The sequence below is a fragment of the Microcystis sp. M015S2 genome (genome assembly GCF_020245945.1).
Lineage (GTDB): Bacteria > Cyanobacteriota > Cyanobacteriia > Cyanobacteriales > Microcystaceae > Microcystis.
This window is the reverse complement of record NZ_JADBTX010000135.1, coordinates 1-17,310: the sequence shown is the minus strand read 5'-3', so window position 1 is coordinate 17,310 and position 17,310 is coordinate 1. Positions and strand designations below refer to the sequence as shown.

At 41.7% G+C, this 17,310-nt stretch carries 11 protein-coding genes and 2 pseudogenes; 7 read left to right on the top strand and 6 right to left on the bottom strand.

All coding sequences use genetic code 11. The features are described from left to right. A pseudogene (locus IM473_RS21640) lies at window positions 1–281 on the top strand (flagellar assembly protein H); the annotation flags it as partial. Window positions 282–430: 149 nt separating this feature from the next. Here the strand turns inward: IM473_RS21640 and IM473_RS21635 are convergent. The 3 genes from IM473_RS21635 to IM473_RS21625 form a co-directional block, all read right to left on the bottom strand. Next, window positions 431–3,310, bottom strand: coding sequence for a UPF0182 family protein (locus tag IM473_RS21635; RefSeq protein ID WP_287659377.1), 2,880 nt, complete (start codon window positions 3,308–3,310; stop codon window positions 431–433). Window positions 3,311–3,455: 145 nt separating this feature from the next. Beyond that, the gene (locus IM473_RS21630) at window positions 3,456–4,682 is read right to left on the bottom strand and encodes a glycoside hydrolase family 10-like protein (protein ID WP_287659376.1); all 1,227 of its coding nucleotides are present in this window, start codon (window positions 4,680–4,682) and stop codon (window positions 3,456–3,458) included. Window positions 4,683–4,838: 156 nt separating this feature from the next. Continuing rightward, on the bottom strand, window positions 4,839–5,966 hold the full coding sequence (locus IM473_RS21625; protein WP_287659375.1) for an ABC transporter permease: 1,128 nt from the start codon (window positions 5,964–5,966) through the stop codon (window positions 4,839–4,841). Between the two features lie 84 nt (window positions 5,967–6,050). On the opposite strand from IM473_RS21625, the gene IM473_RS21620 reads away from it, so the two are divergent. After that, window positions 6,051–6,986: a 2OG-Fe(II) oxygenase gene (locus IM473_RS21620; protein ID WP_287659374.1), complete on the top strand. Its 936-nt coding sequence runs from the start codon at window positions 6,051–6,053 to the stop codon at window positions 6,984–6,986. 65 nt (window positions 6,987–7,051) lie between these two features. Here IM473_RS21620 and IM473_RS21615 read toward each other — a convergent pair whose 3' ends face one another. Beyond that, on the bottom strand, window positions 7,052–9,250 hold the full coding sequence (locus IM473_RS21615; RefSeq protein ID WP_287659372.1) for a phosphoketolase family protein: 2,199 nt from the start codon (window positions 9,248–9,250) through the stop codon (window positions 7,052–7,054). Window positions 9,251–9,380: 130 nt separating this feature from the next. Here IM473_RS21615 and IM473_RS21610 point away from each other — a divergent pair. From IM473_RS21610 to IM473_RS21600, 3 genes and pseudogenes are all read left to right on the top strand, one after another. Further along, a pseudogene (locus IM473_RS21610) lies at window positions 9,381–10,752 on the top strand (polysaccharide biosynthesis/export family protein). A 358-nt stretch (window positions 10,753–11,110) separates the two neighbouring features. After that, a complete protein-coding gene (locus IM473_RS21605) occupies window positions 11,111–12,070 on the top strand; it encodes an aldo/keto reductase (RefSeq protein ID WP_287659370.1) in 960 nt (319 codons plus the stop codon). 110 nt (window positions 12,071–12,180) lie between these two features. Then, window positions 12,181–12,756 carry an Alr1449 family protein gene (locus tag IM473_RS21600; protein WP_012266834.1) on the top strand — a complete coding sequence of 192 codons (576 nt, stop codon included), beginning with the start codon at window positions 12,181–12,183 and terminating at the stop codon, window positions 12,754–12,756. On the opposite strand, the gene IM473_RS21595 is transcribed toward IM473_RS21600, so the two are convergent. Next, the gene (locus IM473_RS21595; RefSeq protein ID WP_287659367.1) at window positions 12,739–14,382 is read right to left on the bottom strand and encodes a CocE/NonD family hydrolase; all 1,644 of its coding nucleotides are present in this window, start codon (window positions 14,380–14,382) and stop codon (window positions 12,739–12,741) included. The genes IM473_RS21600 and IM473_RS21595 overlap by 18 nt on opposite strands. Window positions 14,383–14,517: 135 nt before the next feature. Between IM473_RS21595 and IM473_RS21590 the strand changes: the two genes are divergently transcribed. Next, window positions 14,518–16,212 (top strand): ABC-F family ATP-binding cassette domain-containing protein, encoded by a 1,695-nt coding sequence (locus IM473_RS21590; RefSeq protein WP_287659365.1) that lies wholly within the window; start codon window positions 14,518–14,520, stop codon window positions 16,210–16,212. Between the two features lie 49 nt (window positions 16,213–16,261). Beyond that, a complete protein-coding gene (locus IM473_RS21585) occupies window positions 16,262–16,717 on the top strand; it encodes a peroxiredoxin (RefSeq protein WP_287659364.1) in 456 nt (151 codons plus the stop codon). Between the two features lie 209 nt (window positions 16,718–16,926). Here IM473_RS21585 and IM473_RS21580 read toward each other — a convergent pair whose 3' ends face one another. Beyond that, entirely contained in the window at window positions 16,927–17,094 is a 168-nt protein-coding gene (locus IM473_RS21580; protein WP_287659363.1) for a hypothetical protein, read from the bottom strand. Window positions 17,095–17,310 lie beyond the last annotated feature (216 nt).

The window sequence follows — 17,310 nt, the reverse complement described above, 5'->3', positions numbered from 1 at the left end:
TTCAACAGGGTCTTCAACAGGGTCTTCAACAGGGTCTTCAACAGGGTCTTCAACAGGGTCTTCAACAGGGTCTTCAACAGGGTCTTCAACAGGGTCTTCAACAGGGTCTTCAACAGGGAGAACGTCTGGTGATAGAAAATTTATTGAAAGCTCGTTTTGGTAGTTTAGACCCAGATTTATCCGTAATTATCGATCGCATTTTATTATTACCAGTGGAGGAGTTTACCCCTTTAATAATTAATTCATCTCGCACAGAATTAATTGCCCACTTTTCTAATTAAAAGCATAACTCAATCCTTTGATGATACTGGATTTTGAAATTGGCTGATTAACCAGAGCAGGCAATTTTCTGGGCGAATTTGGGGATATTGAGGATCGTTCTGGAACCAGCATCAGCTTTCTTGCTAATTTGTGGGCAATTAGCGGCAATTTAGCTCTGATCACCTGAGAATAGCTTTTCTAAAGCTTCCTTCAAGGTTGGTTCCATGACAATTTTATTTTGATAAGCAACTGTTACTCTAGCGATTGTCGGGACACTATTTTGGTCTGCCACTAGATACAAAGGTTCTACATAAAGTAGCGATTGTTCAATGGGAATAATTAATAGGTGTCCTTGCAAAACTTTAGAACCGTCCCGATTCCAAAGGGAAATCTGTTGAGAAATATCTGGATCTTGGTTAATTAAAGCCTCAATTTGATTCGGTCCGTACACTAACCTTTGTTTAGGAAATTGATAGAGTAATAACTTACCATACTCTCTATCATCTGAACGCGCCGCTAACCAAGCGATTAAATTTTGCCGACTAGAGGGAGTATAGGGATGGAGGAGAATAAATTCTTCTTTGTCGGCATCGGGCAGTTTCATGATTAAATAATAGGGTGATACAGCCTGGGGTTCCGTGCCGTAAATTTCTAGGGGAATTTCCCATTGATCCTCCCGATTATAAAATACTTGCGGATCGGTCATGTGATAGGTTAATAATCTTTCCGCTTGGGTACTAAATAAATCTTCAGGATAACGGATATGACTGCGGATAGTTTTTGGCATTTCTGCTAAAGATTTAAACAGATGAGGAAAGATTTTACTCCAGGTCTGAATGATTGGATCATTTTCATCGGCAACATAGAAATTGACCGTTCCATGATAGGCATCCACTACCACTTTGACCGAATTGCGAATATAGTTAAATTTATCTTTCCCCGGGTCAGAATAGGGATAGCGATTGCTGATAGTATAAGCATCAATAATCCAATGTAATTTACTACTACTATCCCCCACATCTGCCGCTACTAAATAGGGGTTGCGATCATAATTTAAAAAAGGGGCGATAGTTTGCACGCGATTTTGGATATCACGACGCATTAATAAGCGAGTTTCGGGAGTAAAATCTTGGCTAAATAACATTTGCCAATCCCGCAGATAAAGGGCAAATAGCCAACGTCTCCACCCGGTCCCAACTAGGATTCCTCCCTTTCCATCGTAGGTATTATAGACATTTCCATCCCCGCTAGGAAAATCCAATTCTTCTACGGTGGTGGGAGTCATCACATAATTATTAGTTAATTCCCCGTAGTAAATGCGGGGTTTACCAATGGGAATACTATAATCAATTAATTCGCTAGAGGTTTGTAGGGCCCCTTCGTCTTTATTTGTGCCGATATCTTTGACAAAATAGTAGGGTAAACCACCGGCAGCCACTAAATTAACCGGGGAAAGAGTGAACCCATAACCGTGGGTATAAACGAGATGTTTATTCACCCAAGTGTTAGCAGAAGTGGGAACCGCACTATAATCTAATTCTCTAGCGGCAATAATGGTCTGTTGTTTTTCAGATATTTGACGTTCCTCGATTTTTTCAGGCACTCCCACTCGTACCCTATAGCGATCAATATCAGCATCGGGGAATTTATAATATAAGCGAATTTGCTGTAATTGTCGGTTAGTTTCTAGCAGTGGTTTGGTGTCCCAAAGACGAATATTATCGATAGTTAGATGGTTTCTCTCTAAAACTTCGGCATTTAATTCGGCCTGTGGATCGAAAACTTGGGCATCAATTCTATCTAAGTAAAAAGCCGCTCTTGTAGATTGAATACTTCTTTCAATATAGGGTCTTTCTCTCACTAATTCATTCGGTTGTACGATTATTCTTTGTAATCCTCCACTGATAATTGTGCCACTGATCCAAACAATTAAATAGAGAAATACAGGAACTAAGTAGGGGAAAAATAACAACTTTTTCTTGGCGGTTTTGTGTAATTTGCGACGGTTTCTTTTACCAAATAATGCTTTTTCTCCTAACCATATAGAGGTTATTGCTGCAATAATTCCCAGAATAATTTCAATAAATTGACCAACATGAGCATCGATATAACCCGCACCATAAACTACTCCTTCGGGAGAATAAAGTAGCAGGTAACGCTGAATAATATGGTGTAATACTAGCAGCCCCATTAACCCACTCCACAGGGCGTATAAATGACGCAGTTGCCGACGGGAAAACCCCGGAAATGTTCCCCGAGAAAGACTATCGCCCGAAAAAAGATAGGTTAAACTAACGGCAAAAAGAGTATATATTCCCACACCACCGAGCCATAATTCTAGTAACTGCCACAGGGGTAATTGAAAGATGTAAAAACCTAAATCATTCCCGTATTGAGGATCGTTAATATTGAAAGGAACACCATAAAAATATTTTAAAAAATTCGCCCACTGCCCAGCAATAATAAAAGATAGCATTACAGTGAATACTATAGATATTATTCGCAAAAAATACTCGGTTTTAATTAATAATCCCAAGACTAAAAGAGCGATAATTACCCCTTGCCAAAGATTACTGGAAATATCTGTTAATACTTGCCTAATCCAAACTATTTCCAGAGGAGAACTTAGGGAAGAACTAAGGTTAGGAAGATTAAAATCTGGTGTCCAGAGACTGAGGGCTAGTTTACTGTAATACAATAACATTGACCCGATCCAAGCTCCAATTCCCGTTGCGATAATCAAAAGGCCGAGTAAATTAATACTGGGAGATTGAGGACTAAGAGGATAACTATCTTCCTTGGCTTTTTGCCAACGAAAACGCTGGGCTAAACGTAAATTAGTAAAAATAAAGAGTAGAGAAAGAATTGCACTTCCCCAACCTAATCCTAGTTGCCAAGATAATTGCTTCAGGAAAGTGTTTAAATAACCCATCTCGGTAAACCAGAGGCTATTGGCTACCACTAATACCCCCAACTGCCCGATCACAAGGCAGCCGAGAAACAGTAAAATAGGTTTAGCGATCGAGCTTCGGTTAGATCTGATCAGCATGGATAAAGTGATAAGGGAGAGTCTTCCTTTATTCTAGCGATTTTAGTTTCTCCCTGCTGCTTTTTCTTAATTTAAAGATAAACTTAAGAAACTATAGCCAGGTTAGGGCGATAACTTTGCTTAAAGTCAGCAATTTTACCTAATTTTAGCGAGGATTAGCAGACTGGAGTATTTCCCGAAAAATCCTGCGTCGATAGGAAGGAGATTCATTACTCATATTCCATAAAGTTTCGTAGAAAAAGAAAGAAACACCAAAATTTTGTTGTCTCGATTTTTTCACTTGTTGAGTAATATTAACCATCGGAATCGGACGACCTTTTAAACCAGATAAAATCCCAATAGCTACGGGGATAGATTGCCTAGCTTGCTGTAATTCTGGTTGTGATAATTCCCAGTCAAAGGCGTTCATATCAGTTCGATACACTTGTATTATTAACTCATCAATCAAGTTTTTTTGTTGCCATTTTTGCCAATCTAAAAGATAGGATTCTAGGGAGAAAGTGTAGGGATTAGGAGATAGGGAAATAATCGCTCTAGGTTGGTGGTTTTTAATCGTCTGGGCTAAACTATTCATATAATCAGTAATTTTATCGGCCCGCCATTGAATCCATGCTTTATCTTGGTAATCTTGCGGTGGTAATTGTCCAGAATGTTCCCTTTGATAGAGTTTAATTGTGGTTTCATCATAGCCAAAATCGGCGGGATAACCAAAATGGTCATCAAACTGAATTCCTTCTATATCGTAGTTAGTAATAATCTCGCTGACTAAATCCGTAATAAAGTTTTGTACTTGCGGATGTAACGGATTTAACCACACCCGTTGATGCACTTTTCCTTCCCACCAAATTACGCTTTTATCCTGTCTTTGGGTTAACCAATCGGGATGTCGTTTGGCTAATTCTGAATCCGCAGGAGCCATAAAACCAAATTCAAACCAGGGAATAATTCTTAATTTTTTCCGATGACCTTGGCTAATTATTTCCTTTAAAAAGTCGCGATTTTTTAAAGATTCATGGGGATCGAGCGCTCGTCCCGTGACTTTTTCTGCTACCTTAGAAGGATAGAGTGTATAACCCCAATTCCAAACCGTGGGATAAATAGTATTAAAGTTTAAATCGGCCAACCTATCAAGGGCATCTTTTAGGGTTTCTGGTTTAAATAATACCTCACTATCGATATTAGTTAACCAAACTCCACGAATTTCGGGTTTTTCTTGGGTTTGATTGCTGGATTGTGCCGGATAATTAAAGGTTATCGTCATGATACAAGCAAAGATAATTAAAAATATTAACCAGCTTATTTTCCCGTATCTTTGACTATAAATCACCAAACTATCGGCGAAATTATTAAAAGTTTTACTGATTCTATTCATAATGGGAAAGTGGGGTAGTGGGAATTATGAATTATGAATTATGAATTAGGAAGTGGGGAGAGGGGAGCAGGAAGTCGGGAGCAGGGAGCAGGGAGAATAAATAAAAATAATCTCCTGACTCCTGAATCCTAACTCCTGACTGTTAAAATAACTAAATTATCTCTCTAAATTGCGAGGATCTAGGGCATCGCGTAAACCATCACCGAGTAAATTAAAAGCTAAAACGGTGAGAATAATTAACAAAGCAGCTGGCCAAATTAACCAGGGTTGTAGAACAATAATTGAGGCATTGGTAGCCAGAGAAAGCATATTTCCCCAACTAGGATCCGGTTGTTGAATTCCTAAACCAATCAAACTTAAAACCGATTCGGCCACGATAAACCCCGGCACGGCTAACGTAGCAGAAATAATGATATAACTAGCAGTTTGGGGCAGCACATGACGCAGAATAATATAAAGGGGTTTTGCTCCCATAGCTTTAGCGGCCTGAATAAATTCCTGTTCTTTCAGGGATAAAACTTGACCGCGAATTACCCGCGCTAATCCCGACCAACTGATAAAAGAAGTAATCAGGACGATTAATAAAAAGCGCTGGGTGCTGGTTAATCCTGCGGGTAAAACGGCCGCTAGGGCCACGAGTAAATATATGCCGGGGATAGTCATTAAAACTTCCACAAAACGCATTAAAATCGCATCTAACCAACCGCCAAAATAGCCAGAAACGCCACCGACAAATAAACCGATAGGGAAAGAAATTAAAATCCCGACCAAACCGATAAATAAACTAATTCTGCCCCCGAAAATCAAGCGACTAAAACTATCGCGTCCCGATTCGTCAGTTCCCAATATATTGATTCTACCATCGCCGATGACTCCGAACAGATGGAGATCAAAAGGGATACCGGGGAATAAAGTTACTTCCTGCCATTTTGGCGGCAAAGGTAGGCGAATTTGACCTAAATTATAGGTTTCACCCTTAACCAAGAAACGCAGCGGCAAGGGTTTGTTAAAATCTCTCATTAGCTTCCGCTCACCAGTTTCTATATTAATAGCACTTTGAGTGGTGGGATAGACGTGGGGGCCAATCCACTCACCCTTGTTACTTCCCGACTGCGAGCGCCAAAAGATTTGGGTGGGAGGGAGGAGAGACTGACCGGGTTGGGAGGAGTAGGGAGAGTAGGGAGCGACAAAATCCGCCGCTATTACGCTTAAATAGAAGATTAACAGTAAAACTGCTCCCCAACGGGCGAGAGGATTATCTTTGAGTTTGTGCCACCAGTCCATAGGCGATTAGGTCAATAGGAGAGTTAATCTTTATTTTGCTAGTTTGATTGCTACAATTTATCATACCAACAAAAAAGCTGTCTAATGTTTATTAATCCCCTTGTTTATGAGAAATCTTCTGTCTATCGTCAAGATTTTGAGACAGCGCAACCGTTTAAGCATTTGGTCATCGATAATTTTTTAGTTGGGGAGCAAGCGCAAATTTTGCTGGAAAATTTTCCCAGTTTTAATCCGCAAAAAGCCATTAGTGAGTTAGGAAAAGTTGGCGGGAAGGCGGTTAATGAGGATTTAATCGGTTTGGGGGGTGTTTATCAACAGTTTGGCCGCTACATTCAAGCTCAAGAGTTTTTAGAGTTAATTTCCCAATTAACTGGTATCGATAATTTAATTCCAGACCCTAGTTTTTATGGGGGTGGAACCCACGAAAATTTACACGGTCAAGAATTAGACCCTCACATTGATTTTAACCTCGATGAGCGTCATTGGTATCATCGCCGCTTGAATTTATTAATCTATTTAAATCCCCAATGGCAAGCAGATTGGGGAGGTAATCTAGAGTTACATTCCAATCCACGTCAACCAGAAGAAAATAAGATTAAATCTTTTGTCCCTATCTTTAATCGTTGTGTTATTTTTGAAACCAATGAATATTCATGGCATGGATTTTCTCAGATTAATTTACCAGAAAATCAACGGCATTTATCCCGGAAATCTCTGTCTATCTATCTCTATACCAAAGAACGTCCTATGGAAGAATTATCACCATCTCATACAACTTTTTACATCCCGCGCCCGCTGCCAGAAAATATTCAACCCCATCAAGTTTTAACCTCGGAAGATTACCAACAAATTAAAATTTTACTGAAAAGACGGGATGATTTAATTCGTTTTTATCAAGATAGAGAACTAAAAGAATCTCAGGATTTAGTTAGTTTAAAATCCCATATTAAGCGCTATCTATCCCTCCAATATCCTCGCCTATGGAAAGTGATTAAAAGTTTACCCCGTTGGCAAAAGTGACCAGAAAAAATCCCTACTTTCCAATCAAAGAAAGTAGGGAATAATCAAAAAAACTGACTGGGAACTTAGCCTAATAACTGGGTAGCACGGGTAGTTAAAGCATTGGCAGTTAAACCATTATAGGCCATAATTTCCCCGGCGCTGGCGGTGGTTTCTCCCCGTTTCCAAGCGAATACATCCCGACGCGCATTACTGCGTAACATAATCGGTTCTAACATGGCACTTGTACCACCGGTTACTCCGATTAAAGCATCACCAGCAAAGAGACTGTCAAAACCAGCATCATCAAGGAAATTATTATCAGCTTGCGAGCTAGTTTCACTCATCACATCGCTAGGACGATAGAGACGACGGGGATTAATTACCGAGACGATTTTTACACCGATTCCCGCTGCTTCTAACTGTTGTGCAGACTCAAAGACGGGTAATAAAGTCATATCACCAATGACGGCAAAAACGACTTTTTTACTGCCTTCCGATTCCTGGAGAATTACGCCGCCTTTTTCTAAAGCTTGATGGGTTTGCTCAAAGGTGGTTCGCACCGGTAAAGGCGATTTACTAGCGGTGATTGTAATGCCTTTATTGCTGGTTCCTAAGGCCCATTCATAACAGACTTGAATACTGTTAGCATCGCAGGGAAAGAGAGGGAAAATATTACCATTTCGCATCATAGCGGCGAAATAATTTTCAATCTCTGGGCGTTGGTGTGTCCAACCATTACGCCCTTGCTCTAAGGCTCCGGCGGTAAATAAAGTAATAGTAGAAGGGGTGGGACGACGTAACTCGGCCATCGCTTGGGTTACAGTCTGCCAAATCGGTAAACCATTGATAGCAAAAGACTCGTAAGAACACCATAAAGTCCGCGCTCCCAAGAGAGATAAACCGACGGCTAATCCAGCACAGGCATCCTCGCTTAAAGGCTCATAAACTTGACCTTTAGGACCCTGGAAATAGGTATCATCGGTGGTGGGGTGAATAATCTTTAAACCGACGTTAATATTATTAATTCCCGAAGCGGCATTACCATCAGCATTAGTGACAACAAAATTGGGGTCAGCTTTACCCACAGCTACCACTAATTCCCCCATGGCAGTGGTGGCCACTTTTTTATCACCACCCACAGTATATTCCGTCATCGGTAAGGTTCCTAAATCCGGCAGCGGGAAGACTTTTTCCGTTACCACTGTTTCCGCTGCCGGACCGCCTCCAGAGCGCTCGAAATTAGTACGAACAATTGCCCAAGCTTCAGGGGGTAAAGCGCGTTCTTGTAAGGCAGTAACGATATAATCTTTTTCCAAAGAATCGCCTGGATAAAGATTATGAGAAGCTGCTCCCCGTTTGTGAACTCCCGCCCCTTTAAGTTGTTTAATAATGATCACCGTTAGTTTACCACCTAGGGCTAATTGGGCGGCTTTATCCGTGGCCATTAACACCGCTTTCATGAACTCCAGACGCTGGTTAAAAGAGAATTTGGTGCTATCTACATATTCCCCTTTTTGATTAGCATCATCGAAGTCTTTGGCATTAATGAGAATCACTTCCTCGAAACCATTACCGCGCCAATAGGCTTCCATTTCGGCGTTAGTTTTCAGGGACACCATGCTATGGTGTTCTTGGGAATAGCCATTCCAGACTAAAATCGGCAGAAAATTGGTAATTTCAGGATAAGCAGTGTGAAAATGACCAAAACTACTCATAATGTAGGGTTCTCCTAAACCACCATCCCCGATAGTCACAGGGAAAAGGGTATTAGGGTGTAATTTGGCCGCCGCCATGGCAAAATGTTGGCCTTGGCCCAAAGGACCGGCCGGCCCGAGCAGTCCGGGGATTTGTCCAGAAAGATGCCCTAAAAGTCCGTGTTTTTCCCGAAAACGTTCTCCCAATTCGCTGACGTTGCTGATGCCCATGGCTTCGAGAGAGCGATCGAGAAAGACGTTACTATAAAAACCAGGGGCATGATGGCCCACTTCAGTGAAAATATTTTTTTGGCCTAACATCATCAAAGAGGCAATCACGTCGGCAGCGCTGGCAAAACCGCCGGGGTGTCCCGATTCTTTGGTAGCGGTGATTTGTAGGGTGAGGTAACGCAAAGCATCGGCGGCTAGGAGGGTTTGATAGATAGCATTCGGGTCATTAGCGGCAATAATAGCGGTTTTTCCCTCAGCAATAGCGGCTTTTCCTGCATATTTATCAAATTCGGGTAAGGAACCCCCAAAATATTTTATCCCTTGACAAAAATCGGGAATTGTGCTAGTAGCTGTCATAAAATTAATATACCCCTTTACATACAGGCAATCATTAAAACTATCTTACAGTTAGCGGTAACTCTCGTTAGATGCGATATTACAGGGGGTTTCCATAGGCGATCGACTATTTGTGCTACACTGATCGCCAATGTTAACGATAAAATTAATCCTATTAATAATGTTAAATAGCAGCCAATTACAGGATTTAATCAGTAAATCCCTACGTTATCTGTTAATTATCGGCACTATTACCCCCCTAACTTCCTTAGAAGCCCGCCCAGTCCAAGCCACTCCTCCGAGTAGTCCTGCACCCGCTAAAGAGGCGATTGCTCCTATCCCCGCAGAAAGCAAAGAGTACACCCTAGGAGAAGGGGATAAAGTGCGCGTCACCATCTACCAAGTGGCGGATTTAAGCGGCGATTTCCTTGTTTTAGCCGATGGAACCCTGACTTTACCTCTGATTGGTAGCGTCAAAGTGGAGGGAATGACCGTCACCGAAGCCGGCCAAACCCTTGCCAAACGTTACACCACCTATCTCAAACGTCCCGTGGTTACTGTTAGCGTTCTCACCCCCCGGCCTCTGCAAATCGCCATCGCGGGGGAAGTCAATCGTCCGGGTACTTATACAATTAACCCCGAACAAAGCCAAAAAACGCCCCTATTGACCGAAATAATCCGGCAAGCAGGGGGAGTGACTACGGTGGCCGATATTGGTCAAGTTCAAATCCGACGCAACCTCAAGGGACAAGAACAGCTAATTCAAGCGAATCTCTGGCAATTAATCCAAAAAGGCGATACAACCCAAGATATTAGCCTTAGAGATGGCGATAGCATTGTTATTCCCACCAAAACGACCCTTAGCGTCGGGGAAGTCAATCAATTAGCCGATGCCAATTTTGGACTAGATAGCGATCGAGAAATTAATGTTACTGTGGTGGGAGAAGTTTATCGTCCGGGGTCCCATCGCATTGTCCCCACTGCCAACAATAATAATAACAATAATAATGACCTAGATCGCGGCGGTACCAGGAAACCGGCCCGACTAACCCAAGCTATCCAACAAGCGGGAGGCATCAAACCTCTCGCCGATATCCGACAGGTGCAGGTGCTGCGTTATACTCGTGACGGTTCCCAGCAGAAAATCCCCGTAGCTCTCTGGAGTTTGCTCGAAAAAGGTGATATGACCGGCGATATCTTTCTTCAAGAAGGGGATACGGTGATTATCCCCACCGCTACTGAAATCTCGTCCAAGGAATCAGAAACCCTAGCATCGGCTAGTTTTGCCCCTAAAACCATTAACGTGAAAGTGGTCGGGGAGGTGAAAAAACCGGGGACAATTGAAGTTCCTCCCAATACCCCCCTCAATCAGGCAATTTTAACCGCAGGAGACTTTGATAAGCGTCGGGCTAATCAGTCCACGTAGCAATCTGGCCTCTGCCACCGACACCCTCGGCACGGTTTTAAGTCCCTTTACCGGTCTGACAGGCTTTTTCAACGGATTTTTTAATCTTTTCCGTTAAAAAAGTTTACTTTAACCGGATGTCATTGGTTAAGTAATCGAGCTAATAATAGATATAGAACCGGCAAAAAGTCGTGAGCGGTCACGGCTTTTCTGCTCAAGAGACTCAGGAAAGAAAACTATGATTTTTCTCCTTACTCTAGCCCTAATCTCCCTGTCGATTAGCTACAATGTTCACGGCGAAATAATTAGCCTCAGTACCTGCTTATTAGGTCTTTTTTGTGGCTTATTAAGTTTGTTCTTTACACCCCTACTGGTAAAGGTTTTTATCCTTGTCACTTTAGTCCTCTTTAGCTGAGATTTTAAACCCTAAACTCGACTAAAACCCTAAGCATACTTAACCCATCAAAAAAACTGTTATGCAAAAACGCTATCTCGGTCAGACTAATATAGAAATTACTCCCCTTCTCGTGGGTACTTGGCAAGCAGGAAAAAAGATGTGGGCAGGTATTGAAGATGAGGAAAGTATTAGGGCTATTCGTGCCGCTTTTGAGGCAGGAATTACCACTATAGATACAGCCGAAATCTACGGGGAAGGTCACTCGGAATCGATTGTCGCTCAAGCTTTGGCCGATGTGCGAGAACAGGTAATTTATGCCACCAAAGTTTTTGCTAATCACCTTAAATATGAGCAAGTTATCGCAGCTTGTGATCACTCTTTAAAAAACCTCCAAACTGATTATATCGATCTTTATCAAATTCATTGGCCTAGTGGCTCATGGAACACGGAAATAGTGCCTATTTCTGAAACTATGGCCGCTCTTAATTATCTGAAAGCACAGGGAAAAATTCGCGCTATAGGGGTTTCCAATTTCTCCCGCTCTCAACTGGAAGAAGCTGGTCAATACGCCAGAATTGAGAGTATTCAACCTCCCTATTCTCTCTTTTGGCGCTCGGTAGAAAAGGAAATTATGCCCTATTGTATAGAAAATAATATTTCTATTCTAGCCTATTCTCCCCTTGCCCAAGGTTTATTAACAGGAAAATTTAGAAATGGTTATCAGTTGGCAGCGGAGGACCATAGAATTAAAAATAAACTCTTTCATGGCGAAAACTTTCAGAGGATACAAGCGGCTTTAAATCAATTAGAACCGATTGCTAACCGCTATAATTGTTCCCTAGCTCAATTATCTCTTGCTTGGTTAATTAAGCAACCCCAAACTAATGCAATTGCTGGGGTAAGAAATGCCGCTCAGTCAGTTAATAACGCTCAAGCAATGACAATTAATTTAACCCCAGAAGACCTAAAATTAATTGATAATATTGGTAAACAGGTAACTGATTTCTTGGATGATAATCCTGTGCTGTGGGATTTCTAAAAATTATACAGCAGTTATCTTAAGGGTGAAGACAGAAGCTTTGGTTAATTCTCAGGAAAAAGCCTGTATAATGACAGCTATAGTCCGATTCTTATCGCAGGATTACACCTATGGCTAAATCGAAAAAACACAATCTGCAATGGATTAAAGAAACCCTCGACTTAAATCCAGATCATAACTGGAAATCTAGTCCGGGTAACAGTATTTTTGTAGCTGGTCGCGGTGCAGTTCGCTTTGAAGTTCCTCAAGATTGGCATTTTGAACCCGATGATAATTCCTTTCGTTTTTTAGATAGAAAACCCCCCGATGATGATTGTCGTTTAGAGGTTTCCTATAATTTACTTCCCCCCGGAGATTGGAAAGAATTACCCCTGAAAGGAATGGTCAAAAAATTAGCTCGTGAAGATAGCCGCAATCCTCACGAAATCGGCGAAGTTATCCAAGAAAAACGCCAAACTGCGCGCATTGTTTGGGTGCAAATTCAATTCATCGACCCCCAAGAAAATCGGCCAGCTTATTCGCGCATTGCCGTGGGCATTGGTTCTGGAGTTCAATGTTTAATTACTATGGATTATTGGGTCGATGATGCGGAAAAATTCACCCCCGTCTGGGATACGGTTATCTCCTCCCTGGTGTTAGGTTTATACATTCGCGATCCCCGCAGCGGTTTAGCTTTCCCCGACTAAAGGTAATAGCAATTTTGCAGGAAAATTTCCTTGACAAAAAACCTTAATTGTGATAATAGAAAAATTGATCGCCCGACTCGCGTGGGGATAGCTGCCCGTCCCCGCATTGACGGGATGTGCAGGAAAGCAAGAGGCACTCAGACTTAAACGCAAGCTATGACCTTGAGGAATAGTGATAAAAGTGGCCTGTAGGGCAATATTTAGGGGCGATTCGGGGTTATTTACCCGTTTATAACCCTGAGTGATATTAAAAACTCGACCATCGGGGGTAACTTGAGAAACCACCGCGCAGATATCGAAACTAACCGCATCTGCTTGACAATAACAATCCAGACGGGGACTACCCAAAATCGTTAAATCTTTCTCTAGGGGGGGAGAAGTGTAGGTAATCAGATCACTGCGACAGTCTAGCATGGTGCGGTCGAATATTCCCCCCGGTAGGGCGCTATGACCTCCTAAAGATGGCACTGGTCGCCAAGGATCGTGAACTATGGTATCTTCGATCGCAGGTTCTAACAAAATCGCGCTTAATTTCCCCTCATCCTCGCGCAGATTGGCTAAACCTTGACTAGCAAGATAATAAATTTGCTGATTTTCTCTGGGAAACTTCTCCAGATATCGCCATTGATTAGACCCCATTTGAAATAGATACATAGGAGGATTTTTTAATAACTCCGTTTCCTGACCTTTTAAGAAATAATCAAACCATTGCAGCTGCATTTTATCCACGGGACTAATTGCCTGTTGACCATAATCTATCTCTCCTACTTTTCTCCCCCAGGGTAGATGAGTCCAAGCACCAATAATTAGCTGTTGGGGATAGATAGAACGCGCTTGCATTTCTTGGTATAAACCCAAAGTTCCCCGGAGATGAGGATCGAACCAACCTCCGATATGTAACATCGGTAAATCGATATTTTTTAAAAGGTGTTGCGGTGATAATTTTTGCCAATAGTCATCGGGAAGAGAACGAGTAATCCAATCGTGATAAAAAGAATCGGCGGCCAAATCTTGTAGAATTTGGGGAGAGGCTGCAATAGGATCAAAAAGGGGTAAATTTCGGGAAGCTACCCAGAGTTTTTGATAGGCTGTTTCGTCGCCTTTTAATCTAGCTGTTTCCGCCGCTAATTGTATTGCCCAAGCGAGATTATATTGTAAATTAAATGCTTCGTTTTCATAGGCCCAATCTCGATATAAATCATGAGCAATCATCGCCGGACAAATAGTTTTTAAAGCATCATGACCATTAGCGGCCGCATATAATTGGGTCATTCCCTGATAGGAAAAACCATACATTCCCACCACACCCGTATTATTAGGAATAGTTAAAACCCATTCAATAGTTTCTAATCCGTCGCTAATTTCATGGGCAAATAAATTAAAATTTCCCGTCGAGTTTCCCCGTCCCCGCACATCCTGAATTACTACAATATAACCCTGACGTGCATACCAGCTAGGATGGGCATAAACCACCGTAGAAGCGATCATTTTTCCGTAGGGTTGTCGCATTAGTAAAATGGGCAAAGATTCCCTACTATCGGGACGATAAATATCGGCAGCTAAACTAATTCCATCTCTGGTGATCAAACTAGCAGTTTCTTTTTTTATGGGGTAGGGATTAAGCATTATTATCTCTTTCAAATAAAAAATAGTGTCAGGTGGCTCAATCGAGAAAACTTGACAAAGACCAGATAAAGCTTAACTAAATGTTACAATAAAGGCGGACTGCCTCACCGGCCTAGGACTGGAGAAAAATCAACGATGCTACGACTAGAGAGAATTAGTAAGATTTACCCGACGGGAGAAGTGTTAAAAGATGTCACTTGGGAAGTAAAAACTGGCGATCGCATCGGGTTGGTGGGAGTCAATGGGGCCGGAAAATCCACCCAACTGAAGATTATTATGGGGGAAGTGGAACCCACCGCCGGGGAGATCATCCGTCCTACCAGTCTCCATATCGGCTATCTTACCCAAGAATTTGAAGTTGATCCCCGTCGGACGGTACGCGAGGAATTTTGGACGGTGTTTCAAGAAGCGAATCAAGTCCACCATCAACTAATAGAAATTCCCCAACACATGGAAAAAGCTGATCCCGAAGAATTAGATCGCTTAATTCATCAATTGGATCGCCTACAAAGACAATTTGAGGCATTAGATGGTTACGGATTAGAAGCACGCATCGAGAAAATTTTACCGGAAATGGGCTTCACTGTTGATGACGGCGATCGCTTGGTAAGTTCCTTTAGTGGTGGTTGGCAAATGCGGATGAGTTTAGGCAAAATTCTCCTACAAACTCCCGATATTTTACTCCTCGATGAACCAACTAACCATTTAGACTTAGAAACCATTGAATGGTTAGAAAAATTCCTCAAGGATTTAACCACTCCCATGGTCATAGTTTCCCACGACCGGGAATTTCTCGATCGTCTCTGTACCAAAATTGTCGAAACTGAAAGGGGAGTTTCTACCACTTATTTAGGTAATTATTCTGCCTACCTACAGCAAAAATACGAACAACAATCCGCTCAGTTAAGTGCCTACGAACGTCAACAAAAAGAACTAGAAAAACAGCAAGCTTTCGTCGATCGGTTCCGGGCTAGTGCCACCCGTAGCACCCAAGCAAAAAGCCGGGAAAAACAATTAGAAAAGGTAGAAAAAATTGAAGCCCCAATCGCCGATGTGCGTACCTTAAAATTCCAGTTTCCTCCAGCAGTGCGTAGTGGTCGGGAAGTGGTAACTATTAAAAATCTTGTTCACATTTACGATGATAAAATTCTCTTTTTGGGAGCAAATCTGGAAATAGAAAGAGGCGATAGAGTCGCTTTTTTAGGACCAAATGGTGCAGGAAAATCCACGCTTTTACGTTTAATTGTTGGGTTAGAATCACCCACAGAAGGCTCGATTGAAATCGGTAAACATAACGTTATTCCTAGTTATTTTGAGCAGAACCAAGCGGAAGCTTTAGACCTAACTAAAACCGTTTTAAATACGATTCATGATGAAGTTCCCGATTGGAAAGATGTGGAAGTTCGCAGTCTTTTAGGGCGATTTTTATTCAGTGGGGAAACGGTATTAAAAAAAGTAGAATCCCTGAGTGGTGGCGAAAAAGCACGTCTTGCTTTAGCCAAAATGTTACTTGCTCCCGCTAACTTATTGATTCTCGATGAACCCACTAATCACCTCGATATTCCCGCCAAGGAAATGTTAGAATCGGCTTTAAAAGTTTATGAAGGCACGGTTTTAATTGTTTCCCATGATCGTTATTTTATCTCCCAGGTAGCTAACAAAATTGTCGAGATTCGGGATGGCGAATTAATTGTCTATGCCGGAGATTATCACTATTATCTAGAAAAACTAGACGAAGAAAAGCAAAAAGCCGAACAAAAACGCATTGAAGCTGAAAAATCGGCCAAAGCTGCCGCTAAACGGGCTAAACAAAAGGCCAAAAAAGGTTAGAATGTAAAGTATTACCCTATCCACGATTATCTATCAATTAATTAATCTTATGGCAGCTATAAAAGTAGGCGATCGAGTTCCCAATTTTTCTCTCCCTTCCCAAACAGGGGCAACGGTTAAGATCGGCGATTTAATCGGTAAAACATCCCTGGTAATTTATTTCTATCCCAAAGATGATACTCCGGGGTGTACCGCAGAATCCTGCGCTTTCCGCGATAGTTATGAAGTGTTTACCGATGCGGGTGCGGAAGTTATTGGGATTAGTGCCGATAGTCCCCAATCCCATCAACAATTTGCCCAAAAATATAATCTTCCCTTCACCCTTTTAAGTGATACCGATAACCGAGTGCGGAAATTATTCGGTGTTCCCTCTACCTTATTTGTCATCCCCGGACGAGTTACCTATATCATTGATAAAGAGGGAATCGTCAGACATATTTTTGATTCTATGTTAGATTTTAAAGCTCACGTTACCGAATCTTTAAACACGATTAAATCTTTTTAAGTTGATGATTATGAAAGAAATCCCGATCAGATAATTACTTGGGAAGAAATTAAAAACTCTATCCGATAATTGTGCTGATTCTGACTTAAAAATACGCCAATTCAAGTCTGAATTGGTCTTTCTCCTCTGGTTTTAGCTGAGAGCTTATTAGGTCAAAACCCATCTTAAAACAGAGGAGGAAAAACCACAGTTCTCAACTTAGTTGGGGTTTAACTAGGAGTATTTTTATGCCAAGTAAAATAAAAAGTTGCCCCTTCACCTGCTTGGGATTCTACCCAAATCCTTTCTCCTTGATTATCAAGAATTTTTATAATTTCCTTGATTAATTCTGTCAGATTTACCGTTTCTTCTGGTAGAGAACTTATAGCGGTTTTCACATGGATGAGGTAAGTACTGGTGACTGGGAAGTGTCAATAAAAGGGGAATTACAATAGCAACCATGTGTGAACCAGCCCTGACAGGGGGACAAGCAAGCTGAAAAGCTTATGTAGCATGGAATACAGACACAGACTCCCAAAAAAGATAAGTCATATTTACTATATATGACCTAAATAACGAAAATGATAAGTGAACTATACCAGAAAGTCTTAGAG